This is a genomic window from Enterobacter cloacae complex sp. SHL018 (assembly GCF_049237905.1).
Lineage (GTDB): Bacteria > Pseudomonadota > Gammaproteobacteria > Enterobacterales > Enterobacteriaceae > Enterobacter > Enterobacter hormaechei_C.
This window is the reverse complement of record NZ_JBMKJE010000002.1, coordinates 303391-319810: the sequence shown is the minus strand read 5'-3', so window position 1 is coordinate 319810 and position 16420 is coordinate 303391. Positions and strand designations below refer to the sequence as shown.

16 protein-coding genes, 1 tRNA gene and 1 pseudogene are annotated in these 16420 nt (G+C 52.1%); 12 read left to right on the top strand and 6 right to left on the bottom strand.

Annotated features, from left to right (window positions below):
* Positions 1 to 103: 103 nt before the first annotated feature.
* The gene (ygfZ, locus tag ACOTY5_RS11340) at positions 104 to 1084 is read right to left on the bottom strand and encodes a tRNA-modifying protein YgfZ (protein WP_017382888.1); all 981 of its coding nucleotides are present in this window, start codon (positions 1082 to 1084) and stop codon (positions 104 to 106) included.
* A gap of 294 nt (positions 1085 to 1378) precedes the next feature.
* On the opposite strand from ygfZ, the gene sdhE reads away from it, so the two are divergent.
* Positions 1379 to 1645, top strand: coding sequence for an FAD assembly factor SdhE (gene sdhE, locus ACOTY5_RS11335; protein WP_003863437.1), 267 nt, complete (start codon positions 1379 to 1381; stop codon positions 1643 to 1645).
* Positions 1626 to 2036 (top strand): protein YgfX, encoded by a 411-nt coding sequence (locus tag ACOTY5_RS11330; protein WP_017382887.1) that lies wholly within the window; start codon positions 1626 to 1628, stop codon positions 2034 to 2036. Before sdhE ends, ACOTY5_RS11330 begins: the two co-directional genes overlap by 20 nt.
* A gap of 1 nt (position 2037) precedes the next feature.
* Here the strand turns inward: ACOTY5_RS11330 and fldB are convergent, their stop codons facing one another.
* Positions 2038 to 2559, bottom strand: coding sequence for a flavodoxin FldB (gene fldB / locus ACOTY5_RS11325; protein WP_015571793.1), 522 nt, complete (start codon positions 2557 to 2559; stop codon positions 2038 to 2040).
* 101 nt (positions 2560 to 2660) lie between these two features.
* Here fldB and xerD point away from each other — a divergent pair, with 101 nt between their 5' ends.
* From xerD to lysS, 5 genes are all read left to right on the top strand, one after another.
* A complete protein-coding gene (xerD, locus tag ACOTY5_RS11320; protein WP_003863442.1) occupies positions 2661 to 3557 on the top strand; it encodes a site-specific tyrosine recombinase XerD in 897 nt (298 codons plus the stop codon).
* Between the two features lie 28 nt (positions 3558 to 3585).
* Positions 3586 to 4299, top strand: a complete 714-nt coding sequence (dsbC, locus tag ACOTY5_RS11315) for a bifunctional protein-disulfide isomerase/oxidoreductase DsbC (protein WP_003863443.1) — start codon at positions 3586 to 3588, stop codon at positions 4297 to 4299.
* Positions 4300 to 4304: 5 nt separating this feature from the next.
* On the top strand, positions 4305 to 6038 hold the full coding sequence (recJ, locus tag ACOTY5_RS11310; RefSeq protein ID WP_421631918.1) for a single-stranded-DNA-specific exonuclease RecJ: 1734 nt from the start codon (positions 4305 to 4307) through the stop codon (positions 6036 to 6038).
* A gap of 90 nt (positions 6039 to 6128) precedes the next feature.
* A protein-coding gene (gene prfB / locus ACOTY5_RS11305) for a peptide chain release factor 2 (RefSeq protein WP_096147815.1) occupies positions 6129 to 7227 on the top strand; the annotation gives its coding sequence in 2 pieces (ribosomal slippage) (positions 6129 to 6203 and positions 6205 to 7227; 1098 coding nt in all).
* Positions 7228 to 7236: 9 nt separating this feature from the next.
* The gene (lysS, locus tag ACOTY5_RS11300; protein ID WP_003863452.1) at positions 7237 to 8754 is read left to right on the top strand and encodes a lysine--tRNA ligase; all 1518 of its coding nucleotides are present in this window, start codon (positions 7237 to 7239) and stop codon (positions 8752 to 8754) included.
* A 48-nt stretch (positions 8755 to 8802) separates the two neighbouring features.
* Here lysS and idi read toward each other — a convergent pair whose 3' ends face one another.
* Positions 8803 to 9345, bottom strand: a complete 543-nt coding sequence (idi, locus tag ACOTY5_RS11295; protein ID WP_003863454.1) for an isopentenyl-diphosphate Delta-isomerase — start codon at positions 9343 to 9345, stop codon at positions 8803 to 8805.
* Between the two features lie 163 nt (positions 9346 to 9508).
* Here idi and actS point away from each other — a divergent pair, with 163 nt between their 5' ends.
* From actS to ACOTY5_RS11280, 3 genes are all read left to right on the top strand, one after another.
* Positions 9509 to 10249 (top strand): amidase activator ActS, encoded by a 741-nt coding sequence (gene actS, locus ACOTY5_RS11290; RefSeq protein ID WP_022651807.1) that lies wholly within the window; start codon positions 9509 to 9511, stop codon positions 10247 to 10249.
* Between the two features lie 80 nt (positions 10250 to 10329).
* Positions 10330 to 10403 (top strand) — tRNA-Gly (locus ACOTY5_RS11285).
* 589 nt (positions 10404 to 10992) lie between these two features.
* Positions 10993 to 11139, top strand: coding sequence for a hypothetical protein (locus ACOTY5_RS11280; RefSeq protein ID WP_003863460.1), 147 nt, complete (start codon positions 10993 to 10995; stop codon positions 11137 to 11139).
* A 159-nt stretch (positions 11140 to 11298) separates the two neighbouring features.
* On the opposite strand, the gene wcaA is transcribed toward ACOTY5_RS11280, so the two are convergent.
* The 3 genes and pseudogenes from wcaA to ACOTY5_RS11265 form a co-directional block, all read right to left on the bottom strand.
* On the bottom strand, positions 11299 to 12153 hold the full coding sequence (gene wcaA / locus ACOTY5_RS11275; RefSeq protein ID WP_072202517.1) for a colanic acid biosynthesis glycosyltransferase WcaA: 855 nt from the start codon (positions 12151 to 12153) through the stop codon (positions 11299 to 11301).
* A 48-nt stretch (positions 12154 to 12201) separates the two neighbouring features.
* A pseudogene (locus ACOTY5_RS11270) lies at positions 12202 to 12504 on the bottom strand (pentapeptide repeat-containing protein); the annotation flags it as partial.
* 200 nt (positions 12505 to 12704) lie between these two features.
* Positions 12705 to 13283, bottom strand: coding sequence for a tyrosine-type recombinase/integrase (locus ACOTY5_RS11265; RefSeq protein WP_023306882.1), 579 nt, complete (start codon positions 13281 to 13283; stop codon positions 12705 to 12707).
* A 1989-nt stretch (positions 13284 to 15272) separates the two neighbouring features.
* Between ACOTY5_RS11265 and ACOTY5_RS11260 the strand changes: the two genes are divergently transcribed.
* Both ACOTY5_RS11260 and ACOTY5_RS11255 read left to right on the top strand, forming a co-directional pair.
* Complete coding sequence (locus ACOTY5_RS11260; protein WP_022649293.1) at positions 15273 to 15440, top strand: hypothetical protein; 168 nt, start codon at positions 15273 to 15275, stop codon at positions 15438 to 15440.
* Between the two features lie 102 nt (positions 15441 to 15542).
* Positions 15543 to 16274, top strand: coding sequence for a hypothetical protein (locus tag ACOTY5_RS11255; RefSeq protein ID WP_074161221.1), 732 nt, complete (start codon positions 15543 to 15545; stop codon positions 16272 to 16274).
* Positions 16275 to 16420 lie beyond the last annotated feature (146 nt).

Genomic DNA, 16420 nt, shown 5'->3' with positions numbered 1-16420 from the left:
TAAGGTGCGGTCTGATGCCCTCACCCCGACCCTCTCCCACAGGGAGAGGGAGAATATCAACACCGTAGGCCCGGTAAGCGCAGCGCCACCGGGCGATACAGCATCAATCTTCCAGAGAATACGGTAGCGGCTCAATGCTGAGCGTGTTTGCATCATCCCGCACGCGGAATACGCTGTCGGGCTCCATATCATTATTCATGACAACCTGCACCAGCAGGCGGCCATCATCGAGCTGGACGGCGGCTAACACGGTGCCGGTACGGCGCCAGTTTTCGCCCATCTTCATCTCAAGATCTTCACCCGCTTCCGGCACACGGCTGGCGTGACCAGCCAGCGTCCACAGGGCGCGTTTGTTCGCGCCGCGGAATTTCGCACGCGCCACCATTTCCTGACCGGTGTAGCAGCCCTTCTTAAAGCTGATACCGCCCAGCGCCTGGATGTTTGTCGCCTGCGGGATAAACTGCGCGCTGTTTGCCGCGTCAATGACCGGCAGACCCGCTTCGATATTCAGCGCCAGCCACTGCTGGCTGTTGTTGAGCTGTGCTTCACCGCGCAGGGCGTCAGTGACGCGTTCCGCCGTTGCTTCGTCGGTTACCAGCAGGAAGCGCTCCGCCGGGTGTTCGAACCACAGAATGGAGGTCGCTCCCTCGCTGACCAGCTGTTTTTCAGCATCCGGCAGCTGGGCAAACAGGTTTTTCAGCGCTGCACGCGCCTGGAAACCCGCGACCCCCAGCAGAACGTGTTCATCGTCCGGGGCGATGGTGACTTTAGAAAAGACCGCGTATTTTTTCAGCTCTTTAAGCTGGGCGTCACGCAGGCTGCGGCGCTCAATAAAGGCGAATCCGTCCTGACGGCGGAACAGACGCAGGTTGCTCCACATTTTGCCTTTTGGATCGCAATGCGCGGCCAGCAGATGCTGGTGCTCAGTCAACTGCGCCACGTCCGCCGTGACCTGGCCTTGCAGGTATTTTTCACTGTCCGCACCAGTCAGTGTCGCCAGTGCCCAGTCATCAAGAGTAATCAGCGTCAGCGGCAGACGCGCAGAGGCGGCGGGCTGGCGAGGAGAAAATGGTGTAAATGCCATAGTGATGTCCTGAATTGCTTAACGCTTTGATAATACCTAATGGTAAAAGAGACTGTATTCAATGCAAGCGCTTTCAGCAGGCCATTCGTGCCATTACGCGGTTATGCGTGGCGCTACGCAAAATAGTGTAATCCGCTGTCTTTATAAGGATTATTCAGGGAGCCTGCTCGAGGTTCGCAATATTCCAGTAAAGAAACGGTCAAAAACACGTTACACTAGCAGGTGTTCCCGGAGAGCAATAATGAATACCAAACGGGATACCGACTGTGCCAAACGTAATGCAGGAAACAGAACATGGATATTAACAACAAGGCCCGTATTCACTGGGCGTGCCGTCGCGGCATGCGTGAACTTGATATCTCCATCATGCCTTTCTTCGAGTATGAGTACGACAGCTTAAGCGATGACGATAAGCGCCTGTTTGTCCGTCTGCTTGAGTCTGACGATCCGGATTTATTCAACTGGCTGATGAATCACGGCAAGCCCGCCGACACCGAGTTGCAACGGATGGTGCAATTAATTCAAACACGGAATCAGGAACGTGGTCCTGTGGCAATCTGATCTTCGCGTCTCGTGGCGCTCACAGTGGATGTCCTTACTGCTCCACGGGCTGGTGGCGGCACTGGTGTTATTGGTGCCGTGGCCGCTTAGCTATACCCCTCTGTGGTTGCTATTGCTGTCGTTTGTGGTGTTTGACAGCGTGCGCAGCCAGCGTCGAATCAACGCCCGTCAGGGTGAAATTAAGCTGCTGATGGATTCTCGCCTGCGCTGGCAGGGAAAAGAGTGGGAGATGATGGGGACGCCGTGGATGCTTAATACCGGGATGATGCTACGGCTGCGTCGGGTCGAGGATAACCGTCGCCAGCACCTGTGGCTGGCCGCAGACAGTATGGATCCTGCGGAGTGGCGAGATCTGCGCCGGTTGATCGTGCAACAGCCGACGCAGGAGTAAATCAGCTGAACTGCTCGGCCATCTCACCCAGAATCTGCTCGCACCAGCTCTGGAGGCGCTCGTCGCTAAGATCGTACTGGTTGGTTTCATCCAGCGCGAGCCCGACAAACAGCTGACCGTCGGCAATAATCGGTTTTTGACTGGTGAACTCATAGCCTTCCGTAGGCCAGTAGCCGATAAAGGTCGCGCCCTTTGGCGCCAGTTTGTCGTGCAGCATGCCGAGTGCGTCAAGGAACCACTCCCCGTAGCCCAGCTGGTCGCCCATGCCGTACATCGCAATGATTTTGCCTTCAAAATTGACTGAATCGAGCTGATCCCAGATGGCTTCCCAGTCTTCCTGAATCTCACCAAAGTCCCAGGTAGGGATACCCAGAATGAGCACATCGTACTGCTCCATCAAGGCGACCGCGTCATCTTTCAGGTTATGCAACGTCACCAGTTCCGGGCCAATGATGTCACGAATTTTCTCCGCCGCCATTTCGGTGTAGCAGGTGCTGGAACCATAGAACAGACCAATATTCATCGCGTAACTATCTCAATTCTTGCTATGACTTTGCGCGTAGTGTACCAGAAACCGATGGCAATCAGGCATAATGGCCAGATTGCAGAACCAAAGGGGCTGATGTGGAAAAGGATCTCGCACTCATCGAACAGTTTCTCGACGCGCTGTGGCTGGAGAAAAACCTCGCTGAAAATACGCTCAGCGCCTATCGTCGGGATCTCACGCTGCTGGTCGAGTGGCTGGCACATCGTGGGCTGACGCTTGAAAGCGCGCAAAGCGATGACCTGCAAGGGTTACTGGCTGAGCGGATGGAAGGGGGGTACAAAGCCACCAGCTCTGCACGTCTGCTGAGCGCCATGCGCCGCCTGTTCCAGCACCTGTACCGCGAGAAGATCCGCGCGGATGACCCCAGCGCACTGCTGGCATCGCCTAAACTGCCTCAGCGGCTGCCAAAAGATCTCAGCGAAGCACAAGTTGAGAGATTATTACAGTCGCCCGCAGTTGACCTTCCGCTGGAGTTACGCGATAAAGCCATGCTTGAACTATTGTATGCCACGGGCTTGCGCGTTTCCGAGCTGGTGGGCCTGACGATGAGCGATATCAGCCTGCGTCAGGGCGTGGTGCGCGTTATCGGTAAAGGGAACAAAGAACGGCTGGTGCCGCTGGGTGAAGAGGCGGTCTACTGGCTGGAGACGTATCTGGAACACGGGCGTCCGTGGCTGCTGAACGGCGTCTCCATAGATGTATTGTTCCCGAGCCAGCGCGCGCAGCAGATGACGCGACAAACGTTCTGGCATCGCATTAAACATTACGCCACACTGGCGGGTATTGACAGTGAGAAGCTGTCGCCGCACGTTTTGCGTCACGCCTTCGCGACGCATCTGTTAAACCACGGCGCTGATTTACGCGTGGTGCAGATGTTGCTTGGACACAGCGATCTTTCAACGACGCAAATATACACCCATGTCGCGACGGAACGCCTGCGGCAGCTACACCAACAGCACCACCCTCGCGCGTGAGTGCCGACGAATTGTTACAGGAACAAATATGAAAAAGTCTTTAGCGCTGTTCACCCTGCTGGCAGCTTCGGTTTCCGGTTTTGCCCATGCGGATGATGCCGCCATTAAACAGTCTCTGACGAAACTCGGCGTCGCCAGCAGCGAGATCCAGCCAGCGCCGGTGGCTGGCATGAAAACGGTGCTGACCAACAGCGGCGTGCTGTACGTGACCGAAGACGGCAAGCACATCATTCAGGGGCCTATGTACGACGTGAGCGGCGCGCAGCCGGTGAACGTCACCAACCAGCTGCTGATGAAAAACCTGAACGCGCTCGAAAAAGAGATGATTGTCTACAAGGCGGCGCAGGAAAAGCACGTTATTACCGTCTTCACCGACATCACCTGCGGCTATTGCCACAAGCTGCATGAAGAGATGAAAGACTACAACGCACTGGGCATTACCGTGCGTTACCTGGCTTTCCCACGCGCTGGCGTGCAGAGCCAGCCTGAGCAGGATATGAAAGCGATCTGGTGTGCGAAAGACCGCAACAAGGCCTTTGATGACGCGATGAACGGCAAAGGCGTGAAGCCCGCGTCCTGCGATATCGACATCGCTAACCACTACGCGCTGGGCGTGCAGTTTGGCGTGAGCGGTACGCCAGCCATTGTGCTGAGTAACGGCTACGTGGTGCCGGGCTACCAGGGTCCAAAAGAGATGAAAGCGTTCCTCGACGAGCACCAGAAACAGATGGGTGGTAAATAATTCGCGTGAAAGCCCCGATAAAACTGCGCCGCCGCGATGCGGGTGAAACCGCGGATTTACCAGACACGCTTCCGCTGCTGCTAAAGCGGCTGTATGCCAGCCGTGGCGTGCGTACGGCAAGCGATCTTGAGCGCAGCGTCAAAGGCATGCTGCCCTGGCAAGCGCTGAGTGGCATCGAAAAAGCGACTGAAATGCTCTACGACGCGTTCCGGGAAGGCACGCGGATTGTCGTGGTGGGCGATTTCGATGCAGACGGCGCAACCAGTACCGCGTTGAGCGTGCTCAGCCTGCGTGCGCTGGGCTGCGATAACGTGACTTACCTGGTGCCGAACCGGTTTGAAGACGGCTACGGCCTCAGCCCGGAAGTGGTCGATCAGGCCCACGCCCGTGGCGCACAGATGATCATGACCGTGGATAACGGGATCTCTTCTCATGCGGGGGTTGATCATGCCCATGCGCTGGGGATCCCGGTACTGGTCACCGATCACCACCTGCCAGGCGAAACCCTGCCTGCCGCCGAAGCCATCATTAACCCGAACCTGCGCGACTGCGATTTCCCGTCGAAATCGCTGGCCGGAGTAGGGGTGGCGTTTTATCTGATGCTGGCGTTACGCACGTTGCTGCGAGATAAGGGCTGGTTCGAATCGCGTGGGATTGCCGTGCCGAACCTCGCGGAGTATCTCGATCTGGTGGCGCTGGGAACCGTGGCGGACGTGGTGCCGCTCGATACCAATAACCGTATTCTCACCTGGCAGGGCTTAAGCCGCATTCGGGCAGGTAAATGCCGTCCGGGGATTAAGGCGCTGCTGGAAATTGCCAACCGCGATCCGCTGAAGCTTGCGGCAAGCGATTTAGGCTTTGCCCTCGGCCCGCGCCTGAACGCGGCGGGGCGGCTGGATGATATGTCGGTTGGCGTCGCGCTGCTGCTGTGCGACAACATCGGCGAAGCGCGTGTGCTGGCCAGTGAGCTGGACGCACTCAACCAGACCCGTAAAGAGATTGAGCAGGGGATGCAGGCTGAAGCGCTGACCCTGTGCGAAAAGCTGGAGCGCAGCGGCGATACCCTGCCGGGCGGGCTGGCGATGTATCACCCCGAATGGCACCAGGGCGTGGTGGGCATTCTGGCGTCGCGTATTAAAGAGCGTTTCCACCGCCCGGTGATTGCGTTCGCCCCCGCCGGGGACGGCACGCTGAAAGGCTCCGGTCGTTCCATTCAGGGACTGCATATGCGCGACGCGCTGGAGCGTCTGGATACGCTGCATCCGGGGTTGATGATCAAGTTCGGCGGTCACGCGATGGCGGCAGGCCTGTCGCTGGAAGAGGCGAAGTTCGACGAATTCCAGCGTCTGTTTGGCGAACTGGTCACCGAGTGGATCGATCCGGCTCTGTTGCAGGGTGAAGTGGTTTCTGACGGTGAGCTTTCACCGGCTGAAATGACCATGGAGGTGGCGCAGATGCTGCGCGATGCCGGCCCGTGGGGGCAGATGTGCCCGGAGCCGCTTTTCGACGGACGTTTTCGTTTGCTGCAACAGCGCATCGTGGGCGAACGCCATCTCAAAGTGATGGTGGAACCGGTCGGCGGCGGACCGCTGCTCGACGGCATCGCCTTTAACGTTGATACCTCCATCTGGCCGGACAACGGCGTGCGCGAGGTTGAGCTGGCCTATAAGCTGGATATTAACGAGTTCCGCGGTAACCGCTCCCTTCAGATCATCATCGACAATATCTGGCCAATTTAGCGTCAGTAATCTCTATAAAAAAGGGCGTGGATTCGGTACAATCCCGCTCTTATCACCGCATTTTGACAAGCTCATAAAAGAAAACAGACCATGTTTGAAATTAATCCGGTAAAAAACCGCATTCAGGACCTCACGGAGCGCTCTGACGTTCTTAGGGGGTATCTTTGACTACGATGCCAAGAAAGAGCGTCTCGAAGAAGTAAACGCCGAGCTGGAACAGCCGGACGTCTGGAACGAACCTGAGCGCGCTCAGGCGCTGGGTAAAGAGCGTTCCTCCCTCGAAGCCATCGTAGATACGCTGGATCAAATGGCGCAGGGTCTGGAAGATGTTTCTGGGCTGCTGGAGCTGGCTGTCGAAGCCGACGACGAAGAAACCTTTAACGAAGCCGTGGCAGAGCTCGACGTGCTGGAAGAGAAGCTGGCGCAGCTGGAATTCCGTCGCATGTTCTCCGGCGAATACGATAGCGCTGACTGCTATCTCGATATTCAGGCAGGTTCTGGCGGTACCGAAGCGCAGGACTGGGCGAGCATGCTGATGCGCATGTACCTGCGCTGGGCGGAAGCGCGCGGTTTCAAAACCGAGATTATCGAAGAGTCCGAAGGTGAAGTGGCGGGTATCAAATCCGTCACCATCAAGATTATTGGCGATTACGCTTACGGCTGGCTGCGTACCGAGACCGGCGTTCACCGCCTGGTGCGTAAGAGCCCGTTCGATTCCGGCGGCCGTCGTCACACCTCCTTCAGCTCCGCGTTTGTCTACCCGGAAGTCGATGAAGATATCGATATCGACATCAACCCGGCGGATCTGCGTATCGACGTTTACCGCGCATCCGGCGCGGGTGGTCAGCACGTTAACCGTACGGAATCTGCGGTGCGTATTACCCACATTCCAACCGGGCTGGTAACACAGTGCCAGAACGACCGTTCCCAGCATAAGAACAAAGACCAGGCCATGAAGCAGATGAAAGCGAAGCTTTATGAGCTGGAGATGCAGAAGAAAAATGCTGAGAAGCAGGCGATGGAAGACAACAAGTCCGATATCGGCTGGGGCAGCCAGATCCGTTCTTACGTCCTTGATGACTCCCGCATCAAAGACCTGCGTACCGGGGTTGAAACCCGCAACACGCAGGCGGTGCTGGACGGCAGCCTGGACCAATTTATCGAAGCAAGTTTGAAAGCAGGGTTATGAGGAACCAACATGTCTGAACAACAAGCACAGGGCGCTGACGCGGTAGTCGATCTTAACAACGAACTGAAAACCCGCCGCGAGAAGCTGGCAGCGCTGCGCGAGCAGGGCGTGCCGTTCCCGAACGATTTTCGTCGTGACCACACCTCAGACCAACTGCACGCAGACTTCGACGGTAAAGAGAACGAAGAGCTGGAAGCGCTGAACGTTGAAGTGTCCGTGGCGGGCCGCATGATGACCCGTCGTATCATGGGTAAAGCGTCCTTCGTGACCTTACAGGACGTTGGCGGCCGCATTCAGCTGTACGTCTCTCGTGACGACCTGCCGGAAGGCATCTACAACGAGCAGTTCAAAAAGTGGGACCTCGGCGATATCCTGGGCGCTAAAGGTAAACTGTTCAAAACCAAGACCGGTGAACTGTCTATCCACTGCACCGAACTGCGTCTGCTGACCAAAGCCCTGCGCCCGCTGCCGGACAAGTTCCACGGTTTGCAGGATCAGGAAGCGCGCTATCGTCAGCGTTACCTGGATCTCATCTCTAACGATGAATCCCGTAAGACCTTCAAAATTCGCTCCCAGATCATGGCCGGTATTCGCCAGTTCATGGTTAACCGCGACTTTATGGAAGTAGAAACCCCGATGATGCAGGTGATCCCAGGCGGTGCCTCTGCCCGTCCGTTCATCACCCATCACAACGCCCTGGACCTGGACATGTACCTGCGTATCGCGCCGGAACTGTATCTGAAGCGTCTGGTGGTCGGCGGTTTCGACCGTGTGTTTGAGATCAACCGTAACTTCCGTAACGAAGGTATCTCCGTACGTCATAACCCAGAGTTCACCATGATGGAACTCTATATGGCGTATGCGGATTACAAAGATCTGATCGAGCTGACTGAATCCTTGTTCCGCACCCTGGCGCAGGACATTCTGGGCACCACCCAGGTGCCTTACGGTGAAGAGGTGTTCGACTTCGGCAAGCCGTTCGAAAAACTGACCATGCGCGAAGCGATCAAGAAATACCGTCCGGAAACCAACATGGCGGATCTGGATAACTTCGACTCTGCGAAAGCGATCGCTGAAAGCATCGGTATCAAGGTTGAGAAGAGCTGGGGCCTGGGTCGTATCGTGACCGAGATCTTCGAAGAAGTGGCCGAAGCGCACCTGATTCAGCCGACCTTCATCACCGAATACCCGGCGGAGGTGTCTCCCCTGGCGCGTCGTAATGACGAGAACCCGGAAATCACTGACCGCTTCGAATTCTTCATCGGTGGCCGCGAAATCGGTAACGGCTTTAGCGAGCTGAACGATGCAGAAGATCAGGCGCAGCGCTTCCAGGATCAGGTTAACGCGAAAGCGGCAGGCGACGACGAAGCGATGTTCTTCGACGAAGACTACGTGACCGCGCTGGAGCACGGCCTGCCGCCGACGGCTGGCCTGGGTATTGGTATCGACCGTATGGTGATGCTGTTCACCAACAGCCACACCATCCGCGACGTGATCCTGTTCCCGGCGATGCGTCCGGTGAAATAAGCCGTTAAGACGTAAAAAAAGCCCCGTGCGTTTATCGCCGGGGCTTTTTTATTGCGCCGCGAAGGCGCTGAGTTTTTCACGCGCGGTGTTCGCTTCCTGCACCATCCACGGGCTAAATGCCCACGGTGTGGCGTCCAGCGCGCGGAATAGCGCGTCCAGCTCCACCCACTGATACTCCATCACTTCATCGTCATTGATTGCGAGGGTATTCGTTACGCGGGCGGCATAGACCGGGCAGATTTCGTTTTCAACGATCCCTGACGGGTCGGCTTCACGGTAGCGGAACTCCGGGGCAATGGGGGTGATGTCTGTGATTTCGGCGCCGACTTCAAAGCGGCAGCGGCGGATAATCGCCTGCTCTGTCGCTTCGTCGGCCTGTGGATGACCGCAAACGGAGTTGGTCCATACGCCGGGCCAGGCTTTTTTACTTAAGGCGCGACGGGTGATCAGACATTCTCCGTTAGCGTTAAACAGCCATGAAGAGAAGGCCAGGTGTAGCGGGGTGTGTGACGTGTGAGCGGCGTACTTCTCCTGAGTGCCAATCACTTTTCCCTGGTCATTTACCAAAATAACGTGTTCTTGAATACTCATTGATGCTCCAGTGCCAAAATGCTTAATGGTTCAGCACCATCAGCGGAATTATTATACTGCATTCTTATGCGAACGGTTTGGCCCACAGAGCGGAAAAGGGCATGACCCGCATCAGTTTGGGCTGCTATCATAGTGCGCCATTCACGCTGACCGAGGAGCTGTTTTGTTTGCAGGAAGCCTGACGAGAAACCCGATCATTGCCGTTTTCTGCCTGACGCTGACGCTACTTGTAGCAGGATGCTCGGGGAGTAAATCTTCGGATATGGGCAGTTATTCCGGTGCAGTCTATACCGTTAAGCGCGGGGACACGCTCTACCGCATCTCACGCGCCACGGGAACCAGCGTGAAGGAGCTGGCGCGCCTGAATAATATTTCTCCACCGTATACTATTGAGGTAGGGCAGAAGCTCAAGGTTAACGGCGGTTCCTCCTCAGGGAAAAAGTCCTCAACGCGTAAAACAGCCAAAGTCACGCCATCCTATCAGGTGCCTAAATCATCCTGGCCGCCGGTCGGTCAGCGCTGCTGGATCTGGCCTGCAAGCGGAAAAGTGGTTGCGCCGTACTCGCTCTCGGAAGGTGGCAATAAAGGTATTGATATCGCTGCCGCACGCGGCACACCGGTTTACGCTTCAGGGGCCGGGAAGGTGGTCTATGTCGGTAACCAGCTTCGTGGATACGGTAACCTGATCATGATTAAGCATGGTGAGGACTACATTACGGCGTATGCGCATAACGACACGATGTTGGTCAATAACGGGCAGAACGTGAAGGCGGGGCAGAAGATTGCGACCATGGGCAGTACCGGGACGGATACGGTCAAGCTGCACTTCCAGATCCGCTATAAGGCCACGGCCATCGATCCGCAGCGTTATCTTCCGGCGCAGGGCAGTAAGCCGAAGTGCTAAGTGATTATTTAATCGCCACTTAGTGGAGTAAAGGCTTGTATGAAGAGGCGTAAGGTCTATAATGCCTTACGCACCTCAAAGCGGGCGTAGTTCAATGGTAGAACGAGAGCTTCCCAAGCTCTATACGAGGGTTCGATTCCCTTCGCCCGCTCCAGAATTTCCCCAGGTGGAACCGTTCGAAAATCTCCGGTTCTTTCAGCATGTTACGCAGTAGTGCTTACTAACATGCTTAGGCGTTCTACCATAGTTCACTACTTTGACACTTGTCACGAATGGTTACTCGGTGAAATGAGAGTGTAGCCAATCGTCGGCGGTGGTTTCAAGTTCTTACCGCGATAGCCCAACAATGAACGCAAAGCCTACACCAGGCAGCGACGGATCGCACTTCTCATAACCTTTCAGTGAAGCGCATTTTTGCCGATGCTCCCACATGCCACACGTCGTGATGACGTTGCAGGGAATAAACAGGTTTTATGGTGGTAACGCTCCTTGCGAAGTGCAGCGGAGCAAGGTACTTGCAGACCATATGCAAGCTCTGCCAGCGGTTCGGCCTCGCTCCCTTTGGGTACATGGTCATCCTGATAAACTTCACTGTCTGACACACCCTGATGTTCTCGCCTAACGGCTCAGCGCGTTGTCTTACCACCAACGGGCATTAGGCTTTTATTGTCCAAATTCTGTTAGTTGCGCATTTTCTGCACCCTGGTTAACCTGAGATTAATCCTAATCTCCCAAGGGTGAACATGGCTATCGGGAACAGACAGATTCAAGAGGAATCACTCAAAGAAGAGTTAGATCGCTTGCTGGAAGAACTTGAAATCACACAGGAGCAACGGGAGTTTATCGAGTCCATGCGACAAGAGGACGGGGAAAATAACAACGGGAAATAAGGCTTGTATTGTCCAAAATCTGCGCTACGCTACCTTTGATTACCCACAGCAAAGGATAACCAAGATGGAAAAAGAAAACTTTTGCGTGGGACGTATAGCTGTAAAGGGGGCGTTGCGCCCTTGGAGTGTTAAAGACTATCCTCTCATCATTTGTACGTGTTAGAACTTCCTGTTCCGAAAGCTGGAATACATCATCAGATAGCGTTTCAGATTGCGTAGTGTCATCAGCTTTATTAGCGTTTGTGGACGCATCCTTTTATTTCGAATGTAGTATAGGGTGAAAAGCTGATATTTTTTACTCGATACGTCTAATTTGGCTTTGTGCTTCCGGTAAAAATCCAGATAACCTGAAAACTTACGTCCTGAGCAGGTGATGCGGACCTCACCGTGATTGACATATAGCACCTGAGTTATCACGTCCAGTTTGAAAGGATCGCCATAGGTTTCAGCCAACCGGTAGAATGCATCATAATCCTGAGCGGCGGTCAGGTGTTCATCAAACAGAACCTGCTGCATCCGGCTGGTTAAAGTAAGCATCTGGTTGCCAATAATATTCCGCTTATCAAACAGGTTCTTTTTATAGGGAGGTTTAGGGTAAACCTGTAATTCATTAAGGTGCTTGTATCCGGTGCTGTCGCAAAGGTAATCATCAGCGTATAAGAAGCTGTGCTGTTGAAGTTTATGTTGGCAGGCAAGAAAGGAGGACAGGCGTGTCGGCAGCCATTCATCATCATCATCCAGACCCGTTATCAGATATCCCTTGGCCATTCGTATCGCCTGATTCCGGACGGCACAGGCTCCGGAATTAAATTCATTGCGGATGTAGGTAATGCGCGGGTCATTCAGATCGGCGATATAAGTCTGAAGCTTATCAAATGACGATGAGAAATCATCGATAATAATGAGTTCCCAGTGTGTATAATCCTGTTTCAATACTGATTGTATAGCCCTGATCGTCAGTGTTTCACGGTTCCAAGTAGGCATATAGACGGAGATGAGCGGTCGGGATGACAGCGTGTCGCTGCTAATATCCACACGCTCTGTCAGTGTCCCAGTAAAAGTAGCTTTTTGTATGTCACTTCCTGAAAAGTCCACTCCGGTACAGTTCGCGTGACTGAAAATCGCCCCTTCCGTTTTACAGTGGCTGAGATTTGCCCCTTTCAGAGAGGCATATGAGAAATCGGCTCCCCGAAGATCGCTGAACGAAAGATCGCAACCCGATAAATTAATATTACGCAAGTTAAACCTCCTAAGATCCATAAACCGCAGGTCCGAACCTGCCAGATCCGACTGGTGACGAGGGTTCTTAAGGTCAATGTGATGATATTTCAGCAGTTTTTTTTGAATTCTATTTTTGCTGTTCATGTTCAGCTTACTGTGAGTATCGATAATAAATTAGGCTTGCAGTTAATCACTCCCCTTATCATTCTGCAATTGTACCCATTCATTTTCAGAAATATTCCCAAAGACAAACTGACGTTATGTAACATTTGTTTATAGTCGTCTGACATTCGCCAAGGATGGCAAGACTGCCAATGTCAGCACATTCAAACTTTTCATGGTGATCACCATTCTAAAGAAAACTCCTCTGTTAAATCGTCCTGCACGTCCTGACCGTACCCGATGTAATACATGGTTGAGCGCGGATCTGTCTGCCCCAGGAAATGGGCGATTGTCTCTATAGCCACCCCATTTTCGAATAAAATTCGGCCACGGCTTTTACGTGGTGTATGGCATCCCACGTTAGAGAATCCTGCTCTACGTCCCATCTTCCCAAATTCAGTGAATACCGTGTTACGGGTTACGGCGTTGCCTTTGCTACGGAGATCGCCCTTGCTAAAGATGAAATCTGTCTTCACTGGCATATCGGCTTGCTCTGCCTTGCGTTGCGCCACCACTGACAGCATCGCGGCTGTCACCTTTGGCCTCACCACGTTTCCGGTTTTCTCCTGCTTCACCTTGAGGTGAGATTGCCCTTCTACATCTTCGTACCGGAGTTTGAGCACGTCAGAGATACGTAGACCGCTTTCATACATAAACACCCACAGGCAATAAAACAGGTTGGTGGTGGTGTTGCGCTGTAGCGATGCCGCCAATGCCTTAACTTCATCTGCACTCTTTAGGGCCTGGCTAATTCCTTTCATCGTTATTTTTCCTCTTGTTCGTTTCGTTGAAAACATAATTGATCAGAAATTGATCATTTTCAATATGTTGCACGATACGTTTGTTTATGAATAGCACGAAATGATCAAAAGGTATGCGCGGTTGCCTGAGTTGCTTAACGGCGTGATCAAGGCCACCCCAATTTTGCCGCCTGTCAGTACCGAATATCTGTAACTAATTGAAAAATAAAAATAAATTAAATTTCATCAATGATTCATGAAACTGTGGTTATGTCAAGAAATTTATTTTCTATGGTGGGGTGTTACCCCTGTTCGCACGGTGAAGTGATGTAAAAGTGTATTGAATAAGTTAAATCAACAAGTTACAGAATACACTTTACTAATGTGTATCGAAGCGGGGCGATATCGCACGATAGATGATAATAATTCTCACCTGAGTTGATTGCATCAAGAAATGATTAGAATGCTAATTAATTGGCGGGTTTCGGCATGAAAAAAGAAACATCGTTTCAATTTAGAAAGCTCGTTCAGCACATTGCACCTACCATGAAAGTGTACATTGTGGACAATGATCGCTGTGAGCCTCACGGCGCAAGGCTTTCGTATAAGTGAGTGATAGTTTCAATTGTTACTATCTTAATTGCTATGGTAACTTGATCCCTGTAACAACGGCAATCTTTACCTGACATTTAAGATAGGTTTTGACGTTAATAATGTATGGATTTGATAGGGATAATCTAATATTTTCCTCTGGCTGTTCTTAGGATTGTTGCATGTGCGATTCGTAGTGAGCAGGGCGACGATCTACCGTTGGGTGAAATGGCGTTTTTTGCTATCTTGGCGGTAGGTTAGTCCACTGTGACATACGGGGTAGGTCAGGCTGACCTGGGGGGTAGGTCACGGTGACACATAATAAGATTAACTATAATACTAATAATAAGATCAGTTATTAGATCAGTGCCTTTTGCGCTTGTCGCAAAGATCATTTGCTGGCGGCTCTTCGCCGTCACTCCTGGCAAGCAGCCTTACTTCGCTTCCTTTCGGGCTACGTTGGCTGGCCTCGTTCCGCTCACGACGCAGCAAAGCGTTATCTATACATTCTGTATGGTGCAATGGCGTTGCCACCGTGAAAACGGCTGCACACGATGATTTCGCCGTGGGCGAATACCATTGCGCTGTGCGCGGAATTACCATCTGACCAACCAACTACCGTTGATTTTCCATCTGATAAGCTGACTAACTTCAACCATACATTCATGAACTAACGTTCACCCATGCAAGGTTTCAGTAAGTCAGTGGCTAAGGCTTCACTGGTCGCTGATAGCTCCAGTTCATCCAGCCTCAATCCAATACCAACACCTACTATCCTGATAACTACCGTTATCCCTCTGTAGTTGTGCTATTGGTTTCGGTAAGTGCCACAGGGCGCACAGGAAGCCCGTAGAGCGATTTAAACAGGGTAGGGAATGCAATGGTAGCCTGAAAGCGTCAGAACGCCGCAGAGAGCGTTACAGGCTGTTTTTCGTTGTTCTTGTGGCTGTCTTCTCTGGTGGCACGTTCTACCACAAAAACAGATTGACATCCACTGTTTATTTTGTGTATAAAGAGCACAAATCGCAAAGCAGAAATACAACGCATTGAAAATGATCAAAAAATTTTCGAATAATCACCGTTGAGAGGTTGACAAAAGTTTAGAAATAGGTTAGAATACCCATATACCATAAAACTTTATCCACATAATCTCTTAATGCACTTTGAGCCGTCAGGCTGCAAGGTGTCTTTTTATTTACGCCAACCATAGGAGGCCACACTGAGATACTTTGACGTTGAAGACACACTTCAACAATTGAAAGACGGAACCACCAACCGTTACCGCATCCGAGCACTACGCAACGCTTGCCGCGCTCGTGGATACCACGAGAGGGAAGCCTTTCTCACAGAAGTATTGAAGCGCTGGGATGAAATCCGCACTTCGACCACCAACGAATAAACCAGAAGGAGGAAACCAGAATGATCGAGAAGAAAACCAAACTACCGCCGTCCACATCGTTAATGATCCCTGATGCGACATTTCAGATTCTATTCAAAGAAGCAAAGCGCCGAAAAATGAGCGTAAGCGCACTACTTCTTGAAGAGTGTCAAAACCTGGCGGTTAAATATTCGAAAGCTGGCGCGTAACAACTACGAAACAGCATTTACATCCCCCCACGAATGAGAAGCGGAGAAAACCCAAATGAAGAGCATTCGTAATTTACTGAGCATACATAGGAGCATAGAACAATGGCAAAAACCCTCGCCCAGATTCAGGCAAAACATAAACAAGACTATCAAGATGAAGATGATAAAACTGTAACATCGCATACCTTTATTAAAGAATTTACCTTCTTCGAAGACATTGAACGCCTTTATTCGAACGATTTTCCCGATGGTAAAGTGATCGACAGTTTTCACGTCGCTTTGTATTGCCGCTTTTTGAGTTATCAAGCGAACGATAGTAATTGCTACGAGAGCCACGCTACGTTGGCGAGAAAACATAAAACATCATCTTCAACGGTAAAAAGACGTATTGAAGACCTAAGGAAGTTAGGTCTGGTGATAACAGACGAACACCCAGATCCCAATATTTCATCGCTGCTTTATACTGCATTACCACTTACTGATGCTCATGTTATCCCACCAGATCAATTACCAGCAGCACCCATTATCGTTTCTAACTTAGTGCCTGAACCAGCTACGGCAGAGGAAACGCAGGATGATGCGACAGAAAAGTCTGAGCCTTTAGGACTGCCTGAAACGATTACCGATGAAATGAAAATAGACGCAATGTGCGATCTATTGTCCAAACCGGAAAGTTTACGGCAGCAAAACAGGGGGGACACATTTATTAACTACGCTCGCCGCGTATTGCACCGCAAGAGTATGAAACTACCTTCCAGATTCGAAGAGGAATTAGAAATGCGATTTGAACATCGTTATCCACACTTCTATGGACGATTCGGAACACCATTTTAACGGAGACCTAATTGATACAATATATAAAACTAAACAACACAAACCAGATACAGATCAACGATAGCGGGAAGGGCGTTTACTATGCCTTGGTTTGGTTCTGGAGAGGACGTAGGACACGCATTTCCTACGGCGAGCTATCTGATAAA